The 24,093-nt window shown below is 57.9% G+C and carries 18 protein-coding genes; 13 read left to right on the forward strand and 5 right to left on the reverse strand.

Translation table 11 applies throughout. The annotated features are described in order from the left end of the window. Positions 1 to 136 precede the first annotated feature (136 nt). The 4 genes from aroH to CA85_RS18635 are packed head-to-tail and all read left to right on the forward strand — an operon-like array spanning position 137 to position 4,645. Complete coding sequence (gene aroH / locus CA85_RS18620; RefSeq protein ID WP_146392863.1) at positions 137 to 565, forward strand: chorismate mutase; 429 nt, start codon at positions 137 to 139, stop codon at positions 563 to 565. After that, complete coding sequence (locus CA85_RS18625) at positions 562 to 1,593, forward strand: hypothetical protein (protein WP_146392864.1); 1,032 nt, start codon at positions 562 to 564, stop codon at positions 1,591 to 1,593. Before aroH ends, CA85_RS18625 begins: the two co-directional genes overlap by 4 nt. Continuing rightward, positions 1,593 to 3,404, forward strand: coding sequence for a sigma 54-interacting transcriptional regulator (locus CA85_RS18630; RefSeq protein WP_146392865.1), 1,812 nt, complete (start codon positions 1,593 to 1,595; stop codon positions 3,402 to 3,404). Before CA85_RS18625 ends, CA85_RS18630 begins: the two co-directional genes overlap by 1 nt. After that, positions 3,401 to 4,645 carry a glycosyltransferase gene (locus tag CA85_RS18635; RefSeq protein WP_146392866.1) on the forward strand — a complete coding sequence of 415 codons (1,245 nt, stop codon included), beginning with the start codon at positions 3,401 to 3,403 and terminating at the stop codon, positions 4,643 to 4,645. The genes CA85_RS18630 and CA85_RS18635 overlap by 4 nt, the downstream gene beginning before the upstream one ends. A 46-nt stretch (positions 4,646 to 4,691) precedes the next feature. Here the strand turns inward: CA85_RS18635 and CA85_RS18640 are convergent, their stop codons facing one another. Then, positions 4,692 to 5,690: a DUF4886 domain-containing protein gene (locus tag CA85_RS18640; protein WP_146392867.1), complete on the reverse strand. Its 999-nt coding sequence runs from the start codon at positions 5,688 to 5,690 to the stop codon at positions 4,692 to 4,694. A 421-nt stretch (positions 5,691 to 6,111) separates the two neighbouring features. Between CA85_RS18640 and CA85_RS18645 the strand changes: the two genes are divergently transcribed. From CA85_RS18645 to CA85_RS18665, 5 genes are all read left to right on the forward strand, one after another. Beyond that, a complete protein-coding gene (locus CA85_RS18645; protein WP_222435478.1) occupies positions 6,112 to 7,059 on the forward strand; it encodes a N(4)-(beta-N-acetylglucosaminyl)-L-asparaginase in 948 nt (315 codons plus the stop codon). 197 nt (positions 7,060 to 7,256) lie between these two features. Further along, on the forward strand, positions 7,257 to 7,967 hold the full coding sequence (locus tag CA85_RS18650; protein ID WP_146392869.1) for a copper homeostasis protein CutC: 711 nt from the start codon (positions 7,257 to 7,259) through the stop codon (positions 7,965 to 7,967). A 1,535-nt stretch (positions 7,968 to 9,502) separates the two neighbouring features. Further along, entirely contained in the window at positions 9,503 to 10,015 is a 513-nt protein-coding gene (locus CA85_RS18655) for an RNA polymerase sigma factor (protein ID WP_146392870.1), read from the forward strand. Continuing rightward, entirely contained in the window at positions 10,012 to 10,623 is a 612-nt protein-coding gene (locus tag CA85_RS18660) for a hypothetical protein (protein WP_146392871.1), read from the forward strand. The genes CA85_RS18655 and CA85_RS18660 overlap by 4 nt, the downstream gene beginning before the upstream one ends. Before the next feature lie 53 nt (positions 10,624 to 10,676). Beyond that, positions 10,677 to 12,101: a hypothetical protein gene (locus tag CA85_RS18665; RefSeq protein WP_146392872.1), complete on the forward strand. Its 1,425-nt coding sequence runs from the start codon at positions 10,677 to 10,679 to the stop codon at positions 12,099 to 12,101. A 716-nt stretch (positions 12,102 to 12,817) separates the two neighbouring features. Here the strand turns inward: CA85_RS18665 and CA85_RS18670 are convergent. Continuing rightward, positions 12,818 to 13,093 (reverse strand): hypothetical protein, encoded by a 276-nt coding sequence (locus CA85_RS18670; protein WP_146392873.1) that lies wholly within the window; start codon positions 13,091 to 13,093, stop codon positions 12,818 to 12,820. Between the two features lie 440 nt (positions 13,094 to 13,533). On the opposite strand from CA85_RS18670, the gene CA85_RS18675 reads away from it, so the two are divergent. Further along, the gene (locus tag CA85_RS18675) at positions 13,534 to 14,205 is read left to right on the forward strand and encodes a peroxiredoxin-like family protein (RefSeq protein WP_146392874.1); all 672 of its coding nucleotides are present in this window, start codon (positions 13,534 to 13,536) and stop codon (positions 14,203 to 14,205) included. A gap of 36 nt (positions 14,206 to 14,241) precedes the next feature. Further along, complete coding sequence (locus CA85_RS18680; RefSeq protein WP_246112963.1) at positions 14,242 to 14,967, forward strand: SDR family oxidoreductase; 726 nt, start codon at positions 14,242 to 14,244, stop codon at positions 14,965 to 14,967. Positions 14,968 to 15,067: 100 nt separating this feature from the next. Here CA85_RS18680 and CA85_RS18685 read toward each other — a convergent pair whose 3' ends face one another. Both CA85_RS18685 and CA85_RS18690 read right to left on the reverse strand, forming a co-directional pair. After that, positions 15,068 to 15,745, reverse strand: a complete 678-nt coding sequence (locus CA85_RS18685; protein WP_146392876.1) for a DUF4956 domain-containing protein — start codon at positions 15,743 to 15,745, stop codon at positions 15,068 to 15,070. A gap of 318 nt (positions 15,746 to 16,063) precedes the next feature. Beyond that, positions 16,064 to 17,863, reverse strand: a complete 1,800-nt coding sequence (locus CA85_RS18690) for a CotH kinase family protein (protein ID WP_146392877.1) — start codon at positions 17,861 to 17,863, stop codon at positions 16,064 to 16,066. A 346-nt stretch (positions 17,864 to 18,209) separates the two neighbouring features. On the opposite strand from CA85_RS18690, the gene CA85_RS18695 reads away from it, so the two are divergent. Both CA85_RS18695 and CA85_RS18700 read left to right on the forward strand, forming a co-directional pair. Beyond that, positions 18,210 to 19,292 carry a dipeptide epimerase gene (locus tag CA85_RS18695; protein WP_146392878.1) on the forward strand — a complete coding sequence of 361 codons (1,083 nt, stop codon included), beginning with the start codon at positions 18,210 to 18,212 and terminating at the stop codon, positions 19,290 to 19,292. Then, the gene (locus CA85_RS18700; protein WP_146392879.1) at positions 19,270 to 21,399 is read left to right on the forward strand and encodes a serine hydrolase; all 2,130 of its coding nucleotides are present in this window, start codon (positions 19,270 to 19,272) and stop codon (positions 21,397 to 21,399) included. Before CA85_RS18695 ends, CA85_RS18700 begins: the two co-directional genes overlap by 23 nt. Positions 21,400 to 21,551: 152 nt before the next feature. On the opposite strand, the gene CA85_RS18705 is transcribed toward CA85_RS18700, so the two are convergent. After that, positions 21,552 to 23,432: a Na+/H+ antiporter NhaC family protein gene (locus CA85_RS18705; RefSeq protein WP_222435480.1), complete on the reverse strand. Its 1,881-nt coding sequence runs from the start codon at positions 23,430 to 23,432 to the stop codon at positions 21,552 to 21,554. Between the last annotated feature and the right edge of the window lie 661 nt (positions 23,433 to 24,093).

Here is a 24,093-nt window from a genome sequence, read left to right on the forward strand (position 1 = left end):
CCCCGAATTGTTCAGTTTTCGGCTCAGAATTGCCCTGTCCAGCTAGTCGCAAATTGAGATAGCCGGTATTCTGGGGCACGCTGGTGAACTTCCCAGCCGTGGGCCAGTTTCATTTCTTGAATACATTGCAGCGAAGATGACGGTATGCCGGGGGGTTCGTGGCGCGACCACTGTCGCGACGGACGATCGAGACGAAATTTTGAAGGCGACGACCCAGTTGCTTGCTCTGATGATTCGTCGTAACGACATTCAAACGGAGGATGTCGCCAGCGCCATTTTTACGGTAACCAAGGACCTGCAGAGCGAATTCCCGGCCCTGGCGGCGCGGCAGTTGGGGTGGCTCGAAGTCCCGTTGCTGTGCAGCTATGAGGTCTCCGTCGAACGCTCGCTGCCTCGCTGTATCCGTATTCTGTTGCACTGGAATACCGAGCGAACTCAGTCGGAGATTCACCACGTCTACATTCGCGACGCAGTCAAACTGCGTCCGGATCTGACCCAAGTGCCGACAGTGGATTTTGAAGAACTCGAGGAGTGGATTCAAACGCACTTGCGAGACGACTGTTGAAACTCCACTGGATCGCCTCGACGTCGCTGAGTTTGGTTCGGATGGTGCAGTCCTGCGCCGCGGTCCATCATCCAGCCGCCCCGGTCCGCCGAGACCGTGGTGAGCTGCCGCTGAAGAACTCTGCAGCGAGCAGCACGTTCGTTCACGAGTCCCAGCGGGTGGCCGAGCGGTTGATCTCGGCCTCGGTCGATGAAGGGTTGTTCTGGGAGCAGCTGAGCGATGAGTTGGTTTCTGCAGCCAATGACGCCCCGCTGACGCCAGCACTATGCGAAGTCGCGCTGTTGCGCGCCGGTCATTCACAGTTGCAGTCTGACCAAACCGCGGCCTCGGTCCACCGGTCGCTCGACAGTTGCCGACGGTTGCTCGCCAATGACCAACCGCGACTGGCCGATCAGTTGCGTTTGCGGTATGCGCCGCTGAAACAAGCCTACGAGGCTTATGGTCCCGGGCTGCTGCGGTCCATCGGCAATCAGATCTGGAGTGGATCACCTCCCAAGGATTGGTGGCCCGGGCGTGTCAGTGTGCATGCGGTTCAGCCATTGCAAACGGGCGCTGCCGGGCGGAGTTCTTATCAGGGTTCGGTATGGATCGAAGCCGTGCTGACGGACATCTCACCCGCCGTGCCGGAATGGTTGCGGTTGGTTTATCAATTAACGCAGATGGCGATCGACACCCACACCCGCACGCATGCTTCGGGCATGCGTGAAGGGCGATCGGCCGCCGACGGCAAGTCCGCCATCGAGTTGCCGTGGTCGCTGGGCACCATCCCGCTGATTTTCGACCGCGCGGGGGAGGCTGGCATGATTCCTGCCAATTCGATGCCGATCGCCACGGCGATCGATTTAGGTTGGGCCAGCGATGATCCGACCGCCGCGGCTTTGTTAGTACGCAACGCGACCTCCGAAGAGCTTTCCCGCGTACTCGAAGACTGGTGGGACGCCACCGGCCGGACCACGCCGGTCTTCCCCGTTGCACTGAAGAATCTGTCCGCTCGGCTTGCTGAACTCACTCAAACAGGAACACGCTGATGGCTGCCTATCTGGCCATTCAGAACGGTCACGACAAGGGAACGCAGTATCCCTTGGACCGCGACCGCCCGATGCACATTGGCCGAGCCAATGGTTGTGACATCATGCTGTCGGACCCCAACAGCAGCCGCTTTCACGCCGTCGTGTATTTCGAAGATTACGCTTGGCATCTGCGGGACACCAACAGTCGCAACGGCACTCTCGTCAATGGTCAACGTGTCGATGATGCGCGTTTGATTGACCAAACTCAAATCGTGATCGGCAAAACCGCCCTGATGCTGATCTCGACCGATGATGAGTCGACTGGAGCAGACGCTCTGTCGCAGACGGTTTACGAAGATGTCGAAAGCTGGAAAGCTCGCGACTCGGAGATCGTCCGCGAAGCCGGGGACTTGGTCGAGCAACCACAACACTTGCTCGATCTCTACCAGCTCAGTCTCGCTCTGCTGCACGGTCAAAAACCCGACGACGTGATCGACACAACTCTCGAACTGTTGCGCGCCCGTACGGAGTCGGAGACCGTCGGATTGGCGATCGATGGCGGTGACGGACGCTGGAAATTGCGGCGGCAATTTCCCAAGAAAAGCCCCCCGGTGAAACTCGACCGCGCCCAGCTCCGCCGCGTCACCAAGGGTGGCGAGGTGTACCTCAATGAGATCCCCGATTCCTCCGATAAGCGATCAGGCACGACCCAGCGTTTGATGGTTCCGATCACTGGGAACCAGAAAGTGGTCGGTGCACTGATCTTTCATCGCCGTACCGATCCCTATGGCGATGCCATGGTCGATCTCGCTCTCGGCGCCGCTGGGTTGCTCGCGATGGGATTGACCCAGTCCACGTTCACCGAGCATTTACGCGTCGAACATCAACGCATCGCCAACCGCAACGCCGACCAAGGTGAACTGATTGGTGAGAGTGCGCCGATGCGAAAACTTAAAGAACGGATCGAGCGGATCGGCCGGGCCAGTGGCTCGGTATTGATTCGCGGTGAAAGCGGCTCGGGCAAAGAGCTAGTCGCTCGCGCGGTGCACCGGGCGGGCAACCGCAACGATCGACCGATGCTGACGGTGAATTGCGCGGCCATCCCCCGCGAGTTACTCGAGAGTCAACTCTTCGGCCATAAACGAGGCTCGTTTACGGGCGCCGATAGCGATCACGTGGGACTGTTCGAGCAAGCCGATCAGGGCACGCTGTTCCTCGATGAGATTGGCGAGATGAGCTTGGAAGGGCAAGCCAAACTGCTGCGGATTTTAGAAGGGCACCCGTTTCTTCCCGTCGGCGCCAGTAAACAGGTGCGAGTGGACGTGCGGGTGATCGCTGCGACCAACCGCGACTTGACCGAATTCGTACGCGATGGACGGTTTCGAGAAGATCTCTTCTATCGGCTCAGTGTCTTCGAACTGCCGGTGCCGCCACTGCGTGATCGCGATGAAGACATCAATCTGCTGATCGATCACTTCCTCGTCCACTTCTTACTGCAGCATGGACGCCCTCAGCTGACTCTTTCAACAACCGCCCGCGAACGGTTGTTATCGTACGCTTGGCCTGGCAATGTCAGGCAACTACGCAACGTGATCGATAGCGCCGTCGTGATGGCCGATGAACCGGAGATTGTCGACGATGACTTGGGGCTGCGCGATGCAGGTCTGTCGAACATCGACACGCTCCGGATCGATGTCTGGGAAAAACGCTTGATTGAGAAAGCTCTCAGCCGCTCCAGCGGAGGAGTTCCTGAAGCCGCGAAACTGCTCGGCATTAGCCGCGCAACGGCCTACCGCAAGATCACCGAGTATGACATCGACCGGTCATGACCCAGCCCCGTGCGATTTTGTCCGCACCCGGGTCACGTGGCGATGTCAATCCGGTTGTCGCAATCGGACGCGAGCTGACAAAGCGAGGGTTCGAATGTTTCCTCAGTGTTGCTGAGCCTTACGCAGACATCGTCCGGGATGCGGGATTGACTGCGAATGTCGTGATCGACAGTCAGTCGTTTCATGCGGTCGCATCGCAGCGCGAATTTTGGAAACCGCTGGCCGGCGCCCGCCGCGTGCTCAGCGAGGTCGCTGAACAGTTCTTTCGGCCGCACCTCGAGTTTCTTGACAGCATGGTCCTCCCCGGGAATACCGTGCTCGTGGCCCACCCGCTCGACTTCGCATCGCGCGTCTATCGCGAAACGACTCCCGGTTGCCTACTTTCGAGCATCCAGCTCGCCCCCTCGATGATGCGGCATCCGGAACTTCCACCTCGACTGCTGCCCGACCATGGCTGGTCCCGGCCCGCCATGCCGGCGGGCTGGCCTCGACTGAATCGACTTTCCTACTGGCTCGGCGACCGATTGATCATCGATCGCGCCATTGGCCCCGTGATCAACAATGCTCGCCATCATCGAGCAAAACTCCCGCCACGTTCGCGACTCATGCACGATTGGTGGCGATCGCCCGACCAAGTGCTCGGTTTGTATCCGGGTTGGTTCGCCCCTGAGATCGCCGCTCGCTACGCTCGAGTACGTCAGGCGACCGCGCCGCTGCAGTGCATCGGTTTTCCGCTCGACGATGGTACCGATCCGGTCCCGGCTAGCGAATTGCCTGCGGATCGGCCGCTGATCATGACGACCGGTTCGGCGCATCCGGGTGATCACGAGTTCCCGGTCCGGGTCGCCGAGCTATGCCAGCCCGCGGGAGTGCCGGTCGTCTGGTGTTGTCCGTCCAACCCCGGTGGGGTCTCGCATCCCAACCTGCGCTGCGTCGGCTACGTGCCTCTCGGTCAGTGGCTGCCGCACTGCCACGCCATCCTGCACCACGGCGGGATCGGCACGACCAGCCGCGCGATCGATGCTGGCGTCCCTCAGATGATCCGGCCGATGGCTTTCGACCAATTCGACAATGCCGCCCGAGTCGAGCGGTTTGGTTTGGGATCCCATCTGCGACGCGCTTCGGACCTCCCCAGTGCCCTCACCGAACTGCTCGCCCGAAAGCACTTTCAACCGCCACCGCACGAGCACCCCCAATCCGCCGCCAACCTAGCCGCACAACGAATCGCCGCGCTGCTGTAAGGGGGTTGTCGATTCACTCGACAACCCGCCAACCAGGTGTTCCAACTCAGCGTCCTACCGACAGTGCGGTTTCACCGGAGATCCCGTGAGCCACATCTCCGCCTTGCTGGGCAGCCTGATGAGCGATCTCCTGCAGATGTGCGGCATAGTCCACATCGAGTTTCTCGGGGACAAATCCGTTGCCCACCGGACTTTCGCCATACAGGCACTCGAACCAAACGCAAGCACCTAAGTACTCACCGGCCAAGTTCGCGTGATGGCCGTCCATTCCTAGTTGTGGCTCGCCGTCGCGATTCTTCCAGCGATAGCCGACGTGTAGCGAGTGGGGTTGAGCTGGCAGATCGGTAGAAACAAACGATCCAGCATCGAAATTGGGAGACGCACGATATCCAAAGTCAGGATCGTTATCGGCCAGCCAAAAGGCATCGCCGACGGGTATCCGCTGGGCCGACAGATCGGCGGTGATCGTGCGGTAGGCCTTGCTCAACCCCTCATACATCGCTCGCTGGGTGGCTGGTTCACCTGCGGCGGGATTGGATTTCCCAAAGCGTGGATCGTCACTACGGTATGCCCAGGTCTGGTGTACGAGCAGTGTGGCCTCTGGAGCGTCGCGGCGGATGATGTCAGCCAATTGCCGTGCGAATGGACGATACGTCTTGATGTTGTGGCTCTGGATGCTGACCTGTTGAATGGTGACGAAGTCCCAAGGTTCGCTTTTCAAGGCTTGTTGCAAACTCTCCCCGCCCCTGTAGTGTGCCGACGGCGCCTCAGGATTTTTCTCGAACGCCATTGCTTTGCTCGCATGCAGTCTCAGCGGTGAGCCGCTGATCGACAGCATCTTGTGCGTCAGACGGTGACCTGCAGCCGCGACGAGTTCATCGAGATACCGCGTGGCATTGTGGGTAAAACTATTGCCAACGGTAAGAATACGCACATGCTTCTGCTGCGGATTCGACTGCGTCTGCGGCGTTTGCGCAGTCGCTGGTGAACCAAGGCCGTAGGCGATCGCGATCAGCAGACATTGCGAAATGAGTGTTCGAAACATGGTGTGTGGAAAGTCCTGATTAATAGAATTGCTAAGCGACGCGGGTGGGATCTGATAAAGCGGCGTTTCGTTTCGTGTCCGATGCAGCCAACTCTACCAGATCCGCAGAAGTCAGTTGGCGTGGAACCACTCCACGCGCTGGCTCCTGTAGATTTCCCACCAATCGGATCCCCGTCAGCTCGCCGGCTATCAACAACGTGAGCCGAGACGCGCAAGCGGCTGGCTGGAAGACGCTCGCGGGTGTCTGACTGGGCTGTCAGGAATCCATGGTTTGCGATCGAAGAATACAAAACTTTCTTGTCCATGCTTCGCATCTGCGTCGGCCTCATGCTAGGCTGGAGTCGATGCGTTCCGCGTCCTCAAGTTCACTATGACCGATTGCCAAGGAACACTTATGATTTCCAGACGTCAATGGATCGGGATGACTGCAATGACTGCTTCGGGAAGGTTGCTCGCGATGGCAGACGAGAAACCAACGCCGAATCGCCCCGTGGTGATTTCCACTTGGCAACATGGCCTCGCCGCCAACGAAGCTGCCTGGAAAGTGCTTTCCCAAGGCGGCCGAGCTCTCGATGCGGTTGAAGCCGGGGTTCGTCAGAGTGAATCGGATCCGAAGGTGTCGAGCGTGGGCTTCGGTGGGCTTCCCGATGCGTCCGGTGAAGTCACTCTCGATGCGTGCATCATGGACGAGCAGGGCGACTGCGGATCGGTTGCCTACCTCAAAGATATCGAAAACCCGATCTCGGTCGCTCGCATGGTGATGGAAAAAACACCGCACGTGATGATGGTCGGCGAAGGTGCCAAGAGCTTTGCATTGGCCAATGGGATGCAGGAAAAGGATCTGCTCACTCCCAAAGCGAAACAAGAGTGGGGAAAATGGAAAGCCGAACATCCCGATGCGATCCAGCACCGAGAGATCAATATCGAGAACCACGACACGATCGGCATGGTTGCCATCGATGAGGCAGGAAATCTCTCGGGTGCCTGCACGACGAGCGGGCTGGCGTGGAAACTACCCGGCCGAGTCGGTGATTCGCCACTGATCGGCGCGGGGCTGTATGTGGATAACGAGATCGGCGCCGCCAGTGCGACGGGGGTCGGCGAAGCAGTCATCCGCGCCGTCGGCAGCTTCCTCGTCGTCGAACTGATGCGGCAGGGCAACTCGCCTCAAGAGGCCTGCCGCTTGGCGACCGAGCGTGTCATTGCGAAGAACCCGGAATGGAAAAGCGTCCAAGTGGGTTTTATCGCGATCGATAAACTCGGCCGAGTCGGTGGGTATTGTATCCAACCCGGCTTCGACTACGCCGTCTACGACCGCCAAAGCGGAAATCGAATGGTACCCGCACCAAGCCGCATCCCCGCCACCTAACCATCACAGCCCGTAGTGGACGAGGCGACGAGTCCATGCCAGCAACCGTAGTGGACGAGGCGACGAGTCCATGCCAGCAACCGTCGTGGACGAGGCGACGAGTCCATGCGACGCTCGCAACCTGCTCCCCCGTTTTTGCCACACGCGAAGCGACTTTTCAAAACTAGAAAACCGCGGCATCGATAACCGTATCGCCCATGCTCCTTGAAATTTGCATCGATTCTTTCCAGTCCGCAGCCGCCGCGAAGGCTGGCGGAGCAGATCGGCTGGAGGTCTGCAGCTCACTCGCCGCTGGAGGCACCACCCCGAGTTACGCTCTGGTGGAGCAATGCGTCGTCGACTTGAAGATGCCCGTCATGATGATGATCCGGCCGCACGACGGCGGGTTCGTCTACGACGAAGCTGACGTGGAAACGATGAAAAGAGACATCGAGATCGCTAAGTCGATCGGCGTCCAGGGAATTGTACTGGGAGCATTGACGAGCGAGCGGATGATCGATCACGAGACGTGCGGGCGCTTGATCGACGCGGCCGCAGCGCTCGAGGTTACCTTCCATCGCGCGTTCGATCTCGTCCCCAACCCGCTCGCCGCGGTCGAAGAACTCGAAACGCTGGGATTCCACCGAGTGCTGACGTCGGGACAGCAACGGACGGCATTGGCGGGTGCCGAATTGATCGCCGGGTTAACCGAGCGAGCAGCCTCGCTCTGCATTCTCGCTGGCGGCGGTGTCAATGCGGACAACGCACGTCAGCTCGTCGAACGAACTGGGGTGCAAGAGGTCCATGGCAGCGCCAGCGTGTTGGCCAACGACGGACAATCCCTCGGCAACGTTTCCTTCGGAACCCAGCGTCGCGTCACGAACGCAGCCCAAGTCCGAGCCATCCAAACCGCGATCGCTTCTCCATAACGTAGGGCCGGTTCCACCGGCCATATGCGCCGGTTCGTGGACCGACTTGGCGGGCAATGGCGACAACTAGCTTGGTGGTTTGTCGGCCGGTTCACGCCCAGGGGACAGCCGGTGGAACCGGCCCTACGGCTGCTCGAAACGGGTTGCCAAGCGAGCGAGGTGAATGACGAACATTCCGATCACTTCACTAGCCCAAAAAGCATGAAAGGCGTATGCAGACGTTGGCTGGTGGGAAGACGGTAAAAGCAACCCCGGCCAAAGCCGCTCCCGTTGGTCGCTATCCTAGCCAGAGGACCACCTCGGTATGCGATGATCGGCGCTCACCGCGAGCGTCCCTCGCGAACCAAACATCGTTCGGTCCATTCACCGCAGCGTTCGCGCGACGGTGGGTGAGATACTCGATCAACGTAGGGCCGGTTCCACCGGCCATATGCGCCGGTTTGTCGACCCGTTCGGCGGGCGATGGCAACAATTAGCTTGGTGGTTCGTCGGCCGGTTCACGCCCAGGGGACGGCCGGTAGAACCGGCCCTACGGCTACTCGAAACGGGGTGCCAAGCGAGCGAGGCGAATGAAAAACACTCCGAGCACTTCACCAACCAAAAACTTGAAAGGCGTATGCAGACGTTGGCTGGTGGGCGGAGACGGTACAAGCAACCTCGGCCAAAACCGCTCCCGTTGGTCGCTATCCAACTAGGCGGCCACCTCGGCATGCGATGATCGGCACTCACCGCGAGCATCTCTCGCGAACCAAACATCGTTCGGTCGGATCACTGCCGCGTTTGCACGACGGTGGGTGAGATACTCGATCGACGTAGGGCCGGTTCCACCGGCCATATGCGCCGGTTCGTGGACCCGTTCGGCGGGCGATGGCAACAATTAGCTTGGTGGTTCGTCGCCCCGTTCACGCCCAGGGGACGGCCGGTAGAACCGGCCCTACGGCTGCTCGAAACGGGTTGCCAAGCGAGCGAGGTGAATGACGAACATTCCGATCACTTCACTAGCCCAAAAAGCATGAAAGGCGTATGCAGACGTTGGCTGGTTGGAAGACGGTACAAACTGCCCTGGCCAAAGCCGCTCCCGTTGGTCGCTATCTAACTTGACGGCCACCTCGGCATGCGATGATCGGCACTCACCGCGAGCGTCCCTCGCGAACCAAACATCGTTCGGTCCATTCACCGCAGCGTTTGCACGACGGTGGGTGAGATACTCGATCGACGTAGGGCCGGTTCCACCGGCCATATACGCCGGTTCGTGGACCCGTTCGGCGGGCGATGGCAACAATTAGCTTGGTGGTTCGTCGCCCCGTTCACGCCCAGGGAACGGCCGGTAGAACCGGCCCTACCGCTGGTATCACACCGGACGTGCTTCAAAAAACAGCCGGTCTTTTTGACCGGGAGCGAACACCACCGGGAATGTCCTTAAGGCTCGTCTCTGGAGTCTCTTCGAAAATTTCAGAATCGCAGCATGAAATATCTGACGCGGTTGCACGTTGGCGGTGTCTACACTGTACCAATCCCGCTGAGTCTGAGACTGCATGAATGCTTCCATTCCACCCATCGATCCCGTCTGCACTGATGCGGACTTGGTCCGTCGCTGGGGGCCGGCATTGGTGCTGTTTGCTCGTGGGCGCTGTGATTGTGCCGAGGACGTTGTGCAGGAAGCATTTGTAAAATTATTCCGATTGCGGCATCGGCCCGATAACATCCGAGCTTGGCTGTTTCGCGTTGTACGCAACGAATCCGCGAACGCCTATCGCAGCCAGGTGCGACGCGAACGACATGAACAATCGGCTAGCCAGAATCGCGAACTGTGGTTTGAACCGACGCCAGGAGCCACGATCGATATCGAAACTGCCACCGCAGCGCTGCAGAATCAACCCGTCGAAGTCCGCGAGACAATCGTCGCCCGATTGTGGGGCGGGTTGTCCTTCGACGAAATCGCAGTGCTCACGGAGGTCTCTCCCAGTACCGCGTCCCGTCGATACCAGTCAGGACTACAAGCAATCCGCCAACAACTCCACATCCAAACTACCGAGGTGCTGCGATGAACCAAGATTCCAAGGATGACATTCAGAGCGAAGCCGCATCCGAGATGATGGTTTCCGATGATCTCGCGGCATTTGAACAACGACTCTGTAAGCTAGTTCCGGCCAGTGCCCTCAATCACGATCGGTTGCTCTTTGCAGCTGGGGTCGCGCATGAAAGTCAGCGTCGAATGAACGACCGTATTCCTGCTCTCATGCGTTATGCCGGTATCGCCATCGCGGCATCACTGCTAACCACGCTGACGCTGTCATTTTACGATCTGCATGCGAACGGCGATGCCCCCAGAGCACAGTTAATTATGACTCAAGACGATCAGCCGGTCCAGCACGCCATCGCTAGTTCTGGCGAGCAAACCAATGCAATGGACTCCATCGCATCCGGACCCGAACCAGCCGCGTTGCTTGAGGAGCATAATTATCCATTGAAACCTCAACGTGTATCCACACGTTCCAGTCTGAGCACATTGCTTAACCAATACTCCGGTGAAGAATGGATCGATGATCAAAAACACTATGGACCGGAGGACTTTAAAGATCGACACACGCCCACGTTCCCCACAATGAGTTTACCGACCACTCTGCAGTGGCAGCGTCAGTTGTTTCGCTCGTAATGGCGCCGCCACCTACTGTTACCAGACTTTTTTTCCCGCAAGAGGAGTTCACGATGAAACGTTTCTTTCAGCCGCATTGGTTAGGGATGATTTTTGGATATTTTGTCACGGTATCGGCGCTAGCGGCGCCACCTGAGGATCGGGAAACGACTCTGCATTTGACGATCACCCCTTCCGTACCAACGCAGCCGCTCCTGCAGCACCGATTTGTGTTCACTGTACCCGAGCAGACCACCGGGAACGCGGCTGTGAAGTACGGGAAGGTCTTTGCTGAGCAACAAGCATTCGTTCGATACGACGACTATTGGCTGCGCGAACATGAACTTCGAAAAATGTCGTTGGCGGAACTCAAACATGACAAAGTGGCGCAATATCTAGCTAGCTATCCGATGCTTTTCGACAATATTCATTCAGGGGCAATTTGTGAAACATGTGATTGGCAACTACCAATACGACGAACCCCCTTTTATGAAATTTTGTTGCCAGAGATCCAGCAGGTTCGCTCCTTTGCGAGGATGTTGATTATTCGTGCCCGCCTGCAAATTGCCGAAGGAGACTTCGACGGTGCGATTGCGACGATGCGCGACGGATTTGGCTTGGCACGCCATGTCGCTGACGCACCGGTATTCATCAATCCGGCAATCGGTGCGCAGATGGTTCGCAACCTCTGCCGCGTCGCGATGGAACTGCAACAACAGCCCGATGCGCCAAATTTGATTTGGGCGTGGACGACGATGGCGGATCCGTTTATCGACTTTCGCCGAGGCATGGAGGGTTCGCTCTACGGAGTTGAACTCTCCTTCGACTTTGTCCAACATTTTGACAGCGATGATTTCACAAAGGAATACTGGGATGCGCAGCTACGACAGGTCTGGGAGATGATAGTCGACGGGGATGATGAACTTGCCAAGTCATTAGGGGCCATCGAAACGTGGTCAAACCACGCCTACCCACTCGCCAAAAAGCGGCTGATCGCGTCTGGGATTCCTGCCGATGTGGTCGAGAAGATGCCGGTTTCCAGAGTGATTCTGAGGCAAAGCTACCACGAATACCAGCAGCAATTGCAACATCGCTATCGGTGGACATTCTTACCGTACAACGAAGCCAAAGAGCAGCTGAAAGAGGAGCAAAATCTCATGCAGAGTTCGGGCGACATTCTACCGCTCGAAAAAGCATTCTCAATCAATTTTGGATCCTTACTGGATGCTGACTTCGGCACCCGGTCCTACTTGGCGCTGCTCCAAAACATCGAAGCGATCCGCTGGCACGCTGCACTCAACGACGGGCAACTTCCTGAATCACTCGACCAAGTCACCGTTGCGCCTGTTCCATTGGATCCGTTGACCGGCGAGCGCTTTCGCTACGAACTCGACGGCGATACCGCCATCATCACGGCCGTTTGGGAGAACGACCAGCCCAATCGTTTTGAGGTTCAAGTTGCCGATTCCACACAGAACGCAACGCCAAAGTCCGATTGACGGTGCTGCCATTGCCAACAATTCGAGAGGGTCTGTATTGACAGACCTTCGAAACAGGCATGTTGCACGTAGGGCCGGTTCCACCGGCCATATGCGCCGGTTCGTGGACCCGTTCGGCGGGCGATGGCAACAATTAGCTTGGTGGTTCGTCGCCCCGTTCACGCCCAGGGGACGGCCGGTAGAACCGGCCCTACCGCTACTCGAATCGGGACGCCAAGCGAGCGAGGTGAATGAAAAACACTCCGAGCACTTCACCAGCCAGAAAAAGCATGAAAGGCGTATGCAGACGTTGGCTGGTGGGAAGACGGTACAAACTGCCCCGGCCAAACCCGTTCCCTTGGTCGCTATCTAACTTGACGGCAACCTCGCTTGCGATGATCGGCGCTCACCGCGAGCGTCCCTCGCGAACCAAACATCGTTCGGTCCATTCACCGCAGCGTTTGCACGACGGTGGGTGAGATACTCGATCGACGTAGGGCCGGTTCCACCGGCCATATGCGTTGGTTCGTGGACCCAATGGGCGGGCAATGGCGACAACTAGCTTGGTGGTTCGTCGGCCGGTTCACGCCCAGGGGACGGCCGGTGGAACCGGCCCTACTTCTCGGTTCACACCGAAGGAGTTACCGGACATAGCCGGCGATAGGAGCTCAAGCGAACACCACCGGGTACGTCGTCGCTCCCATCTGACTCGACGATAGACCAATGCTCACGCGTGGTCAGCTCAAGCGGTCGGCGCGATTGGCGACCGCATCCACCGCGATGATGCTGAGGGTTAGGACCGCCGAGAAGGAAACGCTGGCTAATAAGATGGATGCGGCAGCACGAAGGATGTAGCCGATGTATTTCGTAACGACTACGATGCCCAGGAACCCGATCTCGCCAGTCTCCTCGGGCGCGATCATTTCCTTGCTCGGCCAAGTGAACCAGGCGATAGCCAACCAGGCGATCGAAGCGAGTGCCACAGTCGCGGCAGAAATGAGTTTGGAAATCATAGCGGCACAACTAAAAATGAGTTGGGGAAGAAACGCGACTCAAGAACTTTGCCGGAAACGAGCCATCTTCCCATTCTGGTTCTTCACAGATTCTAGTGGCTGGAGTCCAGGATATTGGATTTTTCAAGCAGCTACTTCCGCGTCCAATGAGCAAAACAAGGAAGTCCTCGACGAGAGTCTTCTCGTCGAGAACTTGTCGCACCATTGGCGCGATATCGGACGAGTTACCCTTTCCTAGGACCGAGTCCGTTTCGCTCCGGTCTGTCGATCGGTAATTCGCCGCTCCCGCTGGCCGTGGCGGCGGAATGCGGAGGCGGATCGCCATTACAGCTCTATCACTAAACGACTCCCCGCTACTGTGAATGAATTCGATGATGCAGATGCCTCGCCGCCGGACCCTAGCCGGCCTTTTGGGAACCCTTCTTCTGACCGGAACGACTATGGCTCAGCAAAACAGCACGGAAACTAGTCTGGCAGACCAGTTGGCCGAAAAAACCGCCCAATTCGCTGCGAGAGCCCCGGAAGAGCGGAAAGCCGCCTTCCAAAAGGGCATTGACATGGTCCGGGCGACTGGGATCGAGAAGTCCGCCAAACAGGTCGGCGACAAGGCGGTTGATGGCACGGCTGAAGACTGGCAAGGCAACACCGTCCAACTCAGCGAGTTGTGGAATAAGGGGCCCGTCGTTCTGATGTGGTACCGTGGCGGTTGGTGTCCCTACTGCAACCTGCAACTGCGGGCGATGCAGCAGAACCTGGACCAGATCGAGAATGCCGGTGCTAGGCTGGTCGTGATGACACCGGAGCTTCCCGCGAAAGCCCAACAAACGGCTGAAGCGAGCGGCATCGATATCGTTGCTCTGCACGATGCAAACAACGAGTTGGCCAAGAAATATGGCATCGTCTTCGATTTGCCCGAGCCGATCGCACCGATGTATCGCGACAGCGGACGGCTGAAGACCTACAACGGAAACGACGATCTTCAATTGCCACTCTCAGCGACCTACGTTGTCGATCAATCGGGTAAGATCACCTACGCGTTCCTCGACGCCGACTACAAGAAACGCGCCGAACCTTCTGAGGTCATCGCGGCTGTCAAAGCGGCTGCCAAGTAACCATCGCGTAGTGATTAAAAAGTTTTGGGTATGACGATGAAAACTGCAGTTGTGACGGGCGGATCTGGTGGAATTGGCGGCGGCATCTGTCGTCGTCTGGCGGCCGACGGATTCCAAGTAGTCGTGCATTATGGATCCGACCAGAACGCGGCCAATGCAGTCGTCTCCGATATCCAGCGCGAAAATGGAGCGGCGCTCGCGATCGGGGCTGACGTATCCAGTGAGAAGGAAGTGCAGGATTTGTTCGCACAAACGCTCAGCCGATTCGGAAGCGTCGACGTGGTCGTCGCTAACGCCGGCGCGATGCGTGGCGGACCTATCGCGGATTGCTCCGTGGATGACTTTGATCGTCTGATGGCGGTCAATTTCCGGGGAGCGTTCCTGACGATCCGCGAAGCAGCCAGCCATGTTCGTGACAATGGCCGGATCATCTTCGTTTCCTCGCAACTCGCTGAACGCCCGCGCCAGGGCACCGGGCTCTACTCGGCCACCAAAGCCGCGATTGACGCGATGCTGGTGTCACTCTCGAAAGAAGTGGGCGGTCGAGGCATTGCTGTTAACAGCGTGCGGCCTGGTGCCACCAGCCCGGGCATGTTTGACGAGAGTGACGAGGAAAAGAAGCAGCAGTTCATCGATTTGTCAGCGTTCGGCCGTTTGGGTACGCCGGAGGACATTGCCGCCGTCGTCTCGTTCCTGGCCGGCAGCGATGGCAAATGGCTCACCGGCCAGCACATCCGCGCCGATGGCGGGATGTCGAACTGAGCGAGTTGGACGCTCGTTCGACAGCGGGCGGCAGATAGAATCTGATAGCGGACTCGTCGCCTCGTCTATTACCCTGCCATTGTGGCGGCGCTGTCCGTTTCTAAGTTGGCGGCTCATGGCACCACACGCAAAGGGTGGCGGTGTTCTGGCCCAGATTGACGGACTTAATCTGTACGCGGGCGATGTCCATGCCGGTGCGTGACCTGAGGTCGTCCAGCATGACCTGTCGCATCTCGCTGCCGAGCCACTGGACTTTGTCGTACTCGATCGTGTACTTGGTCGGCTTGCCGTTGGCGTTGCCGGTTCCATCCCCATTACCGTTCTTCTTCGATTTCGACAATGCGTCTTGCTCGGGTGGGACGCGTCCGATCACCCATTCCTTCAACATCACCGCGGCGACGATCAGCGTGTTGACCAAAGCGATCTCGGCATAGCTGGTCTTCCGATTGGCCAGCGAGTTGATAACGGCGATCCCGATCACGACGAAGAGGTAAGTCATCTCCTTGGTGCAGATCGCATCGGTGCGATATCGAAGCACACCGAAGATGGCGAACAGTCCCAACGCCATGCCAATATCAATCTCGAGCTTCTTCAACGTGAAGCAAATGAAGAACACGGTGACGTTCAGCATGACGGCGGTGAATGCGAAACTACGCTCGCGTTGGTTCGGATAAATCGCGAAGACGACGACGATCGACAGGAAGAATAAGTTGACGCCAAAGCGGACGAGCATCTTGAAGATGTCGTCGTCATAAAGCGGGATGTCAAGGAATTCCATGAGCATTTTGAGTGCAGATGTTCAAACAAAGTGAGGAAATGTCGAGGAACTCTGCAGGAGTTCCGTTGAGCATCGCGTGAACAATAAGTGGCGCAAGCTTCCAGGTTGCGGTCGGCAAACAATCGCAAGCTGGAAGCTTAGCAACGCACGATCAATTCCTGTCGTAGTGGACGAGGCGACGAGTCCAAAGTCGCAGGACTCGTCGCCTCGTCCACTACGAAAACCGACACTTATTCATCGTGTGTTGCTGACGCCACTCTTGACGTCGTCAGTTATTGTTCACGCGTGTTTGGCTAGCGAAGAGTCCGCTACGGCACATCAGGGTGTCGTGACTTCGAGTAGATACTTTTGGCGAGCTTCAGCAAACGACTTGATGTTCATCGCACGGCGACCACCGTCCGCGTTGGCGGGGTCCGGACCGGCGTCGTCGCTATGGGTTGCCGCTACAAAAGCCTCGTACGTGCTCAGCTTTTTCGTATCCTCTCGGACAGCCTCGCCGATTAGATTGATGGACTCATCGACGATGCGGCCTAGCTGACTCCAATCCAGCGATTCTTCGGCGAGCTGACGCACGTTGCGGAGGTATTGTTCACGATACTGGGGCACTGCCAAAACTTTGCTCCGCAGCGGTTTGCTTGGGTCGTTCATGCCGATCATCGGGTCGAGTTCGACAGCCGATCCGGCGATTGCCGGCGGCCCACCTCGGCCCGGCCCACCTCGGCCCGGCCCACCTCGGCCCGGTCCACCTCGGCCCGGTCCACCTGGTCCTCCCCGCTCATCACGCTGAGGTCGATCTCCTTCGGGTCGCCCCCGCTCGGGGCCTCTGCCACGAGCATCGCGTTGGCGTGGCTCACCGCCAGGAGGCGGTCCGCCGGGGCCGAATCCGCCCGGTCCAAAACCGCGACCCTCTGGACCGCCTCGCCCGCCTCCCGCATCAGGTCCACCGGGCCCACCCGGGCCTCGAGGGCCACCTGGCCCGCCGGGGCCACCCCGTCCGCCGCGTGCTGGTTGGAAGGCTTCATTCATGTCATGGGGGATGATGTGAAATCGGTCATCTGGATCCAAATAGATGCTGTAATCGCTCGCACGCACCCAATATCCATCGCCGTTGATCAGCCCATTGTCGAGGGCGAGGAACCACAGCAGCCCATCGACGTCGCAGATTGGCTCGAGGGCCGCTGGAAGCTGTTCAGTCGGCGTTTGCTCGAGGACGCGGCAGAGCTCGGCCAGTTTGGCGAGCGATTTCTTGCCTCCCGATTTCTGCTCGTAGGGATGCTCGTAGTTGGCGAGATCTTCGCCTCGGTAGTCCAGTCCGCCACCGCCCCGGGGCGAGCCATGGACTTTCCACCGAGCACCCTTCTTACTGCCGAAGTTCGCTTTTAAGAAGTCCTTATTGAACTGCTCGACATTCGTAAAGACACCCCAGTTCTCTCCGTTGATGACAACACGTACAAAATTGGCTTTCGGCGCCGCGATGTGCTGCCGGGCGATGTGCGAGTACAACACAGTACTCAACATCGAGTCATCGCCGTGTGCATTGAGCAGATTCAACGTTTTGTAGCCAAGCACCCGTTGCTCGTCGTCAGCCATATCAACCGAAACGTTCAGCGATCGTTTGTGGCCCGAGGGGACGTGACCGTAAGATGAGGCGCCGCGGAACCGGATGCCGCAATTGGGGAACTCCTCGCCGTCGACGGTCAGAGTCGCAGGGACTTCGACGTCGGTGTTGTGAAAGTCTTCGAGTTCCGATTCCCAATCATCGCTGGCGAAATCAATAAAAACGGTCCGCAGAACCGAAGGATCGTACAGGTCCCCTTCCTGAGGCGTGACGGAATCCTTGGAAATTTGCTTGCCTGGCTCGGGTGCAGGCATCTCGCCGCCGCGACCGAACCGGCGTGCCATGCCGCGAAGGTCAAACCCAACACCCTGCCCCGACTGAACCTCCTCACGGGCAATGGCTCGCTCTTGGTCGTCGAGCCAGCCGTTGCCGTCGGTGTCCGCCGCTTCCAGAAGGAGAACTTTCTCTTGCTCGCCCGGCGGCTGCGCAAAGACGTACGCGATGCTGGTAACGCCAGCAAGACAGGAGAGGGTGATTAGCCCGACACGTTTCTTGGTCATGAGAGTGGATCCGTTGGTTCTGAATGAAATGCCGTCAGAGATCCATGCGTCTTTCACAATTCAAGCGGGCCACCGTTTCCTGAAGAAACGGACAAAATCTGCTGTTTCATAGTTTGCGGTAGATCATCTTCGCGTGGGGATTGCCGACGCACCCCGTTGGCTTCGGCCAAAACCGACGGCTGGACGAAGCTCAATCATGGGACTTGTTCGGCTTCCCTATTGTGGCGCACCGCGAGATATATTGGCGGATCGAATTGTCTCCGGAGTTGTTTGACATTAAAGTGCGTTCGTCCGGTTCAAACCGTGAGCGTGCTCTTCCTCGCCTCTCCCTTCCCAAGATTCCACCATGCAACTGGCCTATCGCGTCTTCGATCTTCCTCTCAAGCACGTCTTTCGAATCTCACGCGGGGCAACCTCGGTCCAACCCACATTCATTGTTCAGCTCTCCCACGACGATCAGCACGGCTATGGCGAAGCGACGACCAATCGTTACTACAACGCCACCGCGGCCGCGATGGCCGCGGCATTGGAATCAGTTCGACACCTGGTCGAGTCGGCTGATCCGCTACAACCCGATGCGCTGCTCGATCGCGTCTCCAGTGCTTTAGGGGGCGACAACCAATTCGCACTGGCCGCGCTCGATCTGGCGCTGCACGATCTGCACGGAAAGTTGAAAGGCGAGCCGCTGCATCGACTTTGGGGGTGGGAGTTGGCTGATGTTCCTGCTTCGAACTACACAATCGGCATCGATACGATCGAATCCATGGTTGCCAAATTGAATCAGATGCCGGGATGGCCTGTGTACAAGATTAAGCTTGGCACCCCTGACGACTTGGCGATAGTGCGTGAACTGCGGGAACACACGAGCGCCGCGTTTCGCGTCGACGCCAACTGCGGTTGGACCGTTGAGCAAACGATTCGGTACGCACCCCAGATGGCGGAATTGGGGGTGGAGTTTATCGAGCAACCGCTACCTGCAGCGGATCGCGACGGCGCGGCAGAAGTCCGCCATGGTTCCGCCCTTCCGATCATCGCCGATGAAAGCTGCGTGGTCGAAGACGATGTGCAGCACTGTATCGGTCGCTTCGATGGCATCAATATCAAATTAACAAAGTGCGGTGGCATGGCTCCGGCGCGACGGATGATCGATCATGCCAAATCGGCGGGCATGAAAGTCATGATGGGCTGCATGACTGAATCATCTGTCGGCATCTCAGCGATCGCGCAGTTTCTGCCTGCACTGGATTACGTTGACATGGATGGCGCCGCGCTGATCGCAACCGACATCGCCGACGGGGCCAAGGTGATCCAGGGACGTTGTCAGTTCCCGAGCGGCAACGGTACCGGCGTCAGCCTGCATGATGGTCCCCTAGCGACGGACTGCCGACAAATCGAGTCCACCGTTGATGAAATCGAAACCCAAACCTGAGCGAGAAATGATGCAACGAGTTTTCTTCTGCCAGTCTTTACTGCTGCTATGCTCCATGGCGACCACCGCCGGGATCCTCTCGGTGTCCGCTGACGATTCGATCTCCACCGATAAACCAGTCGCTGCCGTTGACGCAGGCAAGCCAGACATCGATGTGGCTGCCCAGGAGAAGCAACTCGCAAAGTTGATTCTTCCCCTGATCCGCTCGCATCAGGGCCAAGTCAATGTGATGCTGAAGCACCTTCCTTCCGGTGCGACTTTTGCCCATCAAGCCGATTCGGTTAGCGGGACGGCCAGTTTGATCAAGCTGCCGCTGCTGGTCACACTGTACGACGAAGTCGACAACGGCCGAGCTGATCTGGACGCCATGATCACACTCCAAGCGAAAGACATGGTGCCTGGTTCGGGCATCCTGACCACACAGTTTTCGCCCGGCTTGACGCTTTCACTTCGCGACGCCGCCCATCTGATGATCGTTCGCTCGGACAATACCGCCACTAATCTGGTGATCGATGCTATTGGCTTAGACAGCACCAACGAGAAGATGAAGTCGCTGGGACTGACCGAAACGCGGCTGAACTCGAAGCTCTACAGGCGACGCACGACCAACGATTTGCCCCGGAGTAAATTGTATGGAATCGGCAGCACCACACCGGCAGAGATGGTCAGTCTGCTCGAACGACTGCATGAGAATCAGCTATTCGACAAAGCGACCACGAAACAGGTGACGTCACATCTATACGCCTGCGATGATACCACCAAGTTCCAGCGTTACCTTCCTGCAGGAGCCCGTATTGCTCACAAAACCGGTTACGTCGACGATATCCGAACCGATGCCGGATGGGTTGAAACCGTTGACGGCACGATGCTGTATTGCGTGATGACTCATGACAACGTTGACCGTGGGTCATCCGATCAGAATAGTGCCGATCTGGTGATCGGTGAGATCGGACGCATTGCCTATGAGACCTTCAAGAATCAAGCCCCGGTGACGGCCCCCAGTCTGGTGCAGACGCTCCGCACGGGAAGTCGCGGTGATTTGGTGGAGGGCTTGCAGCGGACACTCAACGGGCGAATGCAGCCATCACCGAGCATGGAGGTGGATGGTGTCTTTGGACCTGAAACCAAGTCAGTCGTTCGTCGTTTTCAAACCGAGAAGAATCTGGCGGCGACAGGCATCGTCGATCGTGATTTCTGGATGGCGCTCGGACCGATCATCAGCGCCGCAGAAGCCGCTGCGGTACCAGCCCACGCGACTCCACCCAAGGCCAAACTTGCCGCCGATTCGCTGTCCGGTCCCCCGCTCACGACCGCATCGGCATGGACGATCGTGGACGCGAAAAGCGGCATCGAAATCGCCGGTTCGTCGTCCGGCGAGCAGCGGCATCCCGCCAGTGTCACCAAAATCATGACGGCCTACCTGGTGCTGGAGTTAGCTGAAAAGCAACCGCAGGTATTGGAAGAATTGTTGACGTTTTCACGTGCTGCCGACGATGTCATCGGCTCATCTTCGGAGCTTGTCGCGGGCGAACAGATCTCGGTCGGTGATCTGCTATACGGCTTACTGTTGCCTTCGGGAAACGACGCCTCCGTCGCGTTGGCAGAACATTTCGGCGGTCGCGTTTCGGGCGGGGAATACGGCGATGGACTGCAAGACTTCATCGCCGCAATGAATTCGACCGCTGAGCGGTTGGGCATGCTTCATACGACCTACAAGAACACCCACGGATTGACGTCCAATGGTCATCTGACGACCGCCGCTGACTTAGCGATCCTCGCCAAGGCCGCCATGCAACTACCACTGTTTCGCAAGATTGTTGGCACGGCCCGCTATGTCTGTCGCGTCGGTTCCGAAAGTGGCTATCAACGAGATGTCGCTTGGAAGAACACCAATCGACTTCTGCGTTACGAAGGCTTCACCGGAATCAAGACCGGGACGACCAGCGCTGCGGGTTGTTGCCTAGTTGCCAGCGGTACACGCGACGGCATCGAGTTGATCGTCGTGGTGCTTGGGAGCGCGTCGAGTGACTCACGTTACATTGATTCCCGAAATCTGTTCCGCTGGGGATGGTCCCACCCCAAGGATGAGAAAACAACAACCAAGTAAGGTCGCTCTCCGGCGAGGCCGTTGCAAACCATTTCAAATGGTTTGCGTCCGACCCTCCCAGGGGGGGCAGTCGCCCTTTTGTCAACGCTGTGAAGCGTTGGCGTTGAGAGATCGGCACAGCGTGTCCGATAACGCGTCGCGAGTCGTGTGGTTCACGCGAACAGTGCGACCGTTGCCGTCCACATCGCCGCAGCAAGAGCTGCGGCATACGACGCTGGCACAATTTGGGTTTTCACATGGTCGGTCAGGTCGCACCCGGTCGTCATCGCGCTGAGGATGGTCGTATCGGAGATCGGTGAACATTGATCGCCATACACACTGCCGTTCAACACGGTTGCGAAACAGACGGACATAAACAGCTCTGGATTCGAAATCCCGCTTGCCGTTGCCACATTCCACGCCAATGGCATGGCGAGGGGAAAGGCGATCGCGTAGGTACCCCAGCTTGTTCCCGTTGAAAAGGCAATGACCATCGTGATGAGCTGGAGGGCGACCGGCAGTGCGATGTAGGGGATACGATCGCCAAGCAGGTCCACCAGATACACACCCGCCCCAACTTCGCTGCTGATACTACCAATGGTCACGGCCAACATCAGAATGACGGATCCAACAACCACTCCTTTGAGTCCATCACCGACGCCGGCGATCACATCACTCAGTCGCATCCCTTTCGCCAGAGCCACTAATACGGATAGGAGCAACGCCGCTCCAAAGGCCCAGTTCACCTTCGGTGTGCCCAGCACATAAAACGTGCTCACAGCCGTGCCGATCAACAGTAGCAGCGGGATGAAAAATTCTAACACGTTGGGGCGATATCCGCGTGGAACGTTTGCGAGCTGAGCTGAGTCCAGGCGCGTGGGCGTAGCTCCCGGTGCATCCAGTTGTCCCGTGGTTCTGGCACGCTCACTCGCCGCCCGAATTCCTCGACCCGAGAAGCGGGTGATTCCGATACTGAGTAGAAAAGTACCGGTCACCGCAAGAATGCCGTAGAAGCTGAACGGGACGCTCTGGAAGAAGAACGCAATTCGATCCGATTCGGTCGCCAGGAAGCTGACTCCCGGGACAAATATTAACGCTTGGATATAGATCGGCCATGCGTTGAATGCCAACACGGAAGCGATCGGTGATGCTGTCGAATCGACGATGTAGGCAAGCTCCTCGTGGCTCACTTTTTCCTTGTCCGCAACCGGCGTGACGATCGTTCCGACCAGCACGACGCTGACCGTTCCGCCCTGAAAGAATACGATCCCCATGAGCCAGGCGACCAATTTTGCCGACCGTGGCCCTTTCACGAAGTGGGCGGTCATGAATTCGGCAAACGCTTGAGCCGCTCCGGTCCGCGACCAGATTCCCATTAAACCGCCGAGCAACCAAAGGTACAGCAACAAAATGGTCGCAGCACTTTCACTGGCTAGGCTCGGCAACAACACGGCATCGGTGATATCGAACCGTCCCAGCATGAACGCGCCAACAACCACTGCGCTCAATAACGCGGTGAGAGGTTCTTTGGTGATCAAGCAAAGTCCGATGGCAACCGCTGCAGGCAGCAACGACCACAAACCGAAGTGGAACCGGGTTTCCAAAAGCGAATAGCCTCGCGTGTCGGCGCCTTCGTCCGGCACCGATTCGACCACCCATTGTTGGCTCAGAGGCGGTTCTCCATCGAGCGTCTGCAACGCCTCCTGTCGGAGCGGCGATTCTTCATAAGGAACAACATCTTCGACAGGCGTTTCCTCACCCTTGAACGTGTAAACTAGATGACCGGCGTCGTTTTCGTACACGTTGTACGTTGTCTTCTGCTCCTGCCATTGTGGGTCAACGCGTGCGAATGCATACAGGCTGCCGAGGAGGCCAAACACAACGATCGCGACCGCCACTCTTCTCGCGGTCGGAGAACTTGTCGAGAGATCGGGCGCCATTTCAGGCTGTGCGGTGATTTCAGGATCTGCTCCTTCACTCTCAGGAACTGAGGGAGGATCAGGCCGGCCCCGCGATTCGTCACTGGGATGCGTGTCGTCGTCCATCGATTTCATACCGTTTCACGCCTGATCAGAAAACCGAACGAAAGTGGACCAGCCAACGAGTCCCAAGGGTGCAAGGGCACGTACCCTCATCCACTACGCGAGATGATCTCTCGCGGTTACTGAGTCGAATCAGAATTTTCAATGGCTCATCCGACGGAAGCGTGCGTCCGAGGTTTTCAAGGCATGGCTCCCGTATCGAAGGATTTATTTGTGGGATGTGATTATCAATGTTAGACTGGCACTGCCGGGAGAAACGGAGCCGAACTCTGCAGAGGTGCTGGCTTGGCAAGGGATATCTCGGTCGCCAGCGTTTCCCTGCAAAAGCGGTACGCCAATGGTGTTGTCGGTCCCTGGCGAGCGTTTGTTCGTCAGGGACGCATTTTGGAACGATCATTGGATACGAGAGCCATGCCTGGTATGTCCCCAAGTTAGCCTAAAAAACTACCAGGGGCGCATTCTGAGTGCTTTCATTGAAGGAATTCACTTTCCCTTCAATCAAGGAACTCCGATATGGCAATCGCCACCAAGAAACGTTCGTCAAAATCGTCAAAATCCAATCAGGCCCGTTACATCGGCAAGCCAGCTGGGGTGATTCAGCAGCGAGTCGAGGCGGTCGGTCCCTCTCACTTTGGTGTCGTTTCGGTCGACTGCGCCAAACGCAGATCCAAGT

Origin of the sequence: Allorhodopirellula solitaria (genome assembly GCF_007859855.1) — a bacterium.
Taxonomy (GTDB): Bacteria; Planctomycetota; Planctomycetia; order Pirellulales; family Pirellulaceae; genus Rhodopirellula; species Rhodopirellula solitaria.

Bases quoted from the DNA above. Each gene is read 5' to 3' on its own strand.
- aroH (WP_146392863.1), top strand. From the start codon at position 137: ATGACGGTATGCCGGGGGGTTCGTGGCGCGACCACTGTCGCGACGGAC.
- CA85_RS18630 (WP_146392865.1), top strand. From the start codon at position 1,593: ATGGCTGCCTATCTGGCCATTCAGAACGGTCACGACAAGGGAACGCAG.
- CA85_RS18635 (WP_146392866.1), top strand. From the start codon at position 3,401: ATGACCCAGCCCCGTGCGATTTTGTCCGCACCCGGGTCACGTGGCGAT.
- CA85_RS18640 (WP_146392867.1), bottom strand. From the start codon at position 5,690: ATGTTTCGAACACTCATTTCGCAATGTCTGCTGATCGCGATCGCCTAC.
- CA85_RS18645 (WP_222435478.1), top strand. From the start codon at position 6,112: ATGACTGCAATGACTGCTTCGGGAAGGTTGCTCGCGATGGCAGACGAG.
- CA85_RS18650 (WP_146392869.1), top strand. From the start codon at position 7,257: ATGCTCCTTGAAATTTGCATCGATTCTTTCCAGTCCGCAGCCGCCGCG.
- CA85_RS18655 (WP_146392870.1), top strand. From the start codon at position 9,503: ATGAATGCTTCCATTCCACCCATCGATCCCGTCTGCACTGATGCGGAC.
- CA85_RS18660 (WP_146392871.1), top strand. From the start codon at position 10,012: ATGAACCAAGATTCCAAGGATGACATTCAGAGCGAAGCCGCATCCGAG.
- CA85_RS18665 (WP_146392872.1), top strand. From the start codon at position 10,677: ATGAAACGTTTCTTTCAGCCGCATTGGTTAGGGATGATTTTTGGATAT.
- CA85_RS18670 (WP_146392873.1), bottom strand. From the start codon at position 13,093: ATGATTTCCAAACTCATTTCTGCCGCGACTGTGGCACTCGCTTCGATC.
- CA85_RS18675 (WP_146392874.1), top strand. From the start codon at position 13,534: ATGGCTCAGCAAAACAGCACGGAAACTAGTCTGGCAGACCAGTTGGCC.
- CA85_RS18680 (WP_246112963.1), top strand. From the start codon at position 14,242: ATGAAAACTGCAGTTGTGACGGGCGGATCTGGTGGAATTGGCGGCGGC.
- CA85_RS18685 (WP_146392876.1), bottom strand. From the start codon at position 15,745: ATGGAATTCCTTGACATCCCGCTTTATGACGACGACATCTTCAAGATG.
- CA85_RS18690 (WP_146392877.1), bottom strand. From the start codon at position 17,863: ATGACCAAGAAACGTGTCGGGCTAATCACCCTCTCCTGTCTTGCTGGC.
- CA85_RS18695 (WP_146392878.1), top strand. From the start codon at position 18,210: ATGCAACTGGCCTATCGCGTCTTCGATCTTCCTCTCAAGCACGTCTTT.
- CA85_RS18700 (WP_146392879.1), top strand. From the start codon at position 19,270: ATGAAATCGAAACCCAAACCTGAGCGAGAAATGATGCAACGAGTTTTC.
- CA85_RS18705 (WP_222435480.1), bottom strand. From the start codon at position 23,432: ATGAAATCGATGGACGACGACACGCATCCCAGTGACGAATCGCGGGGC.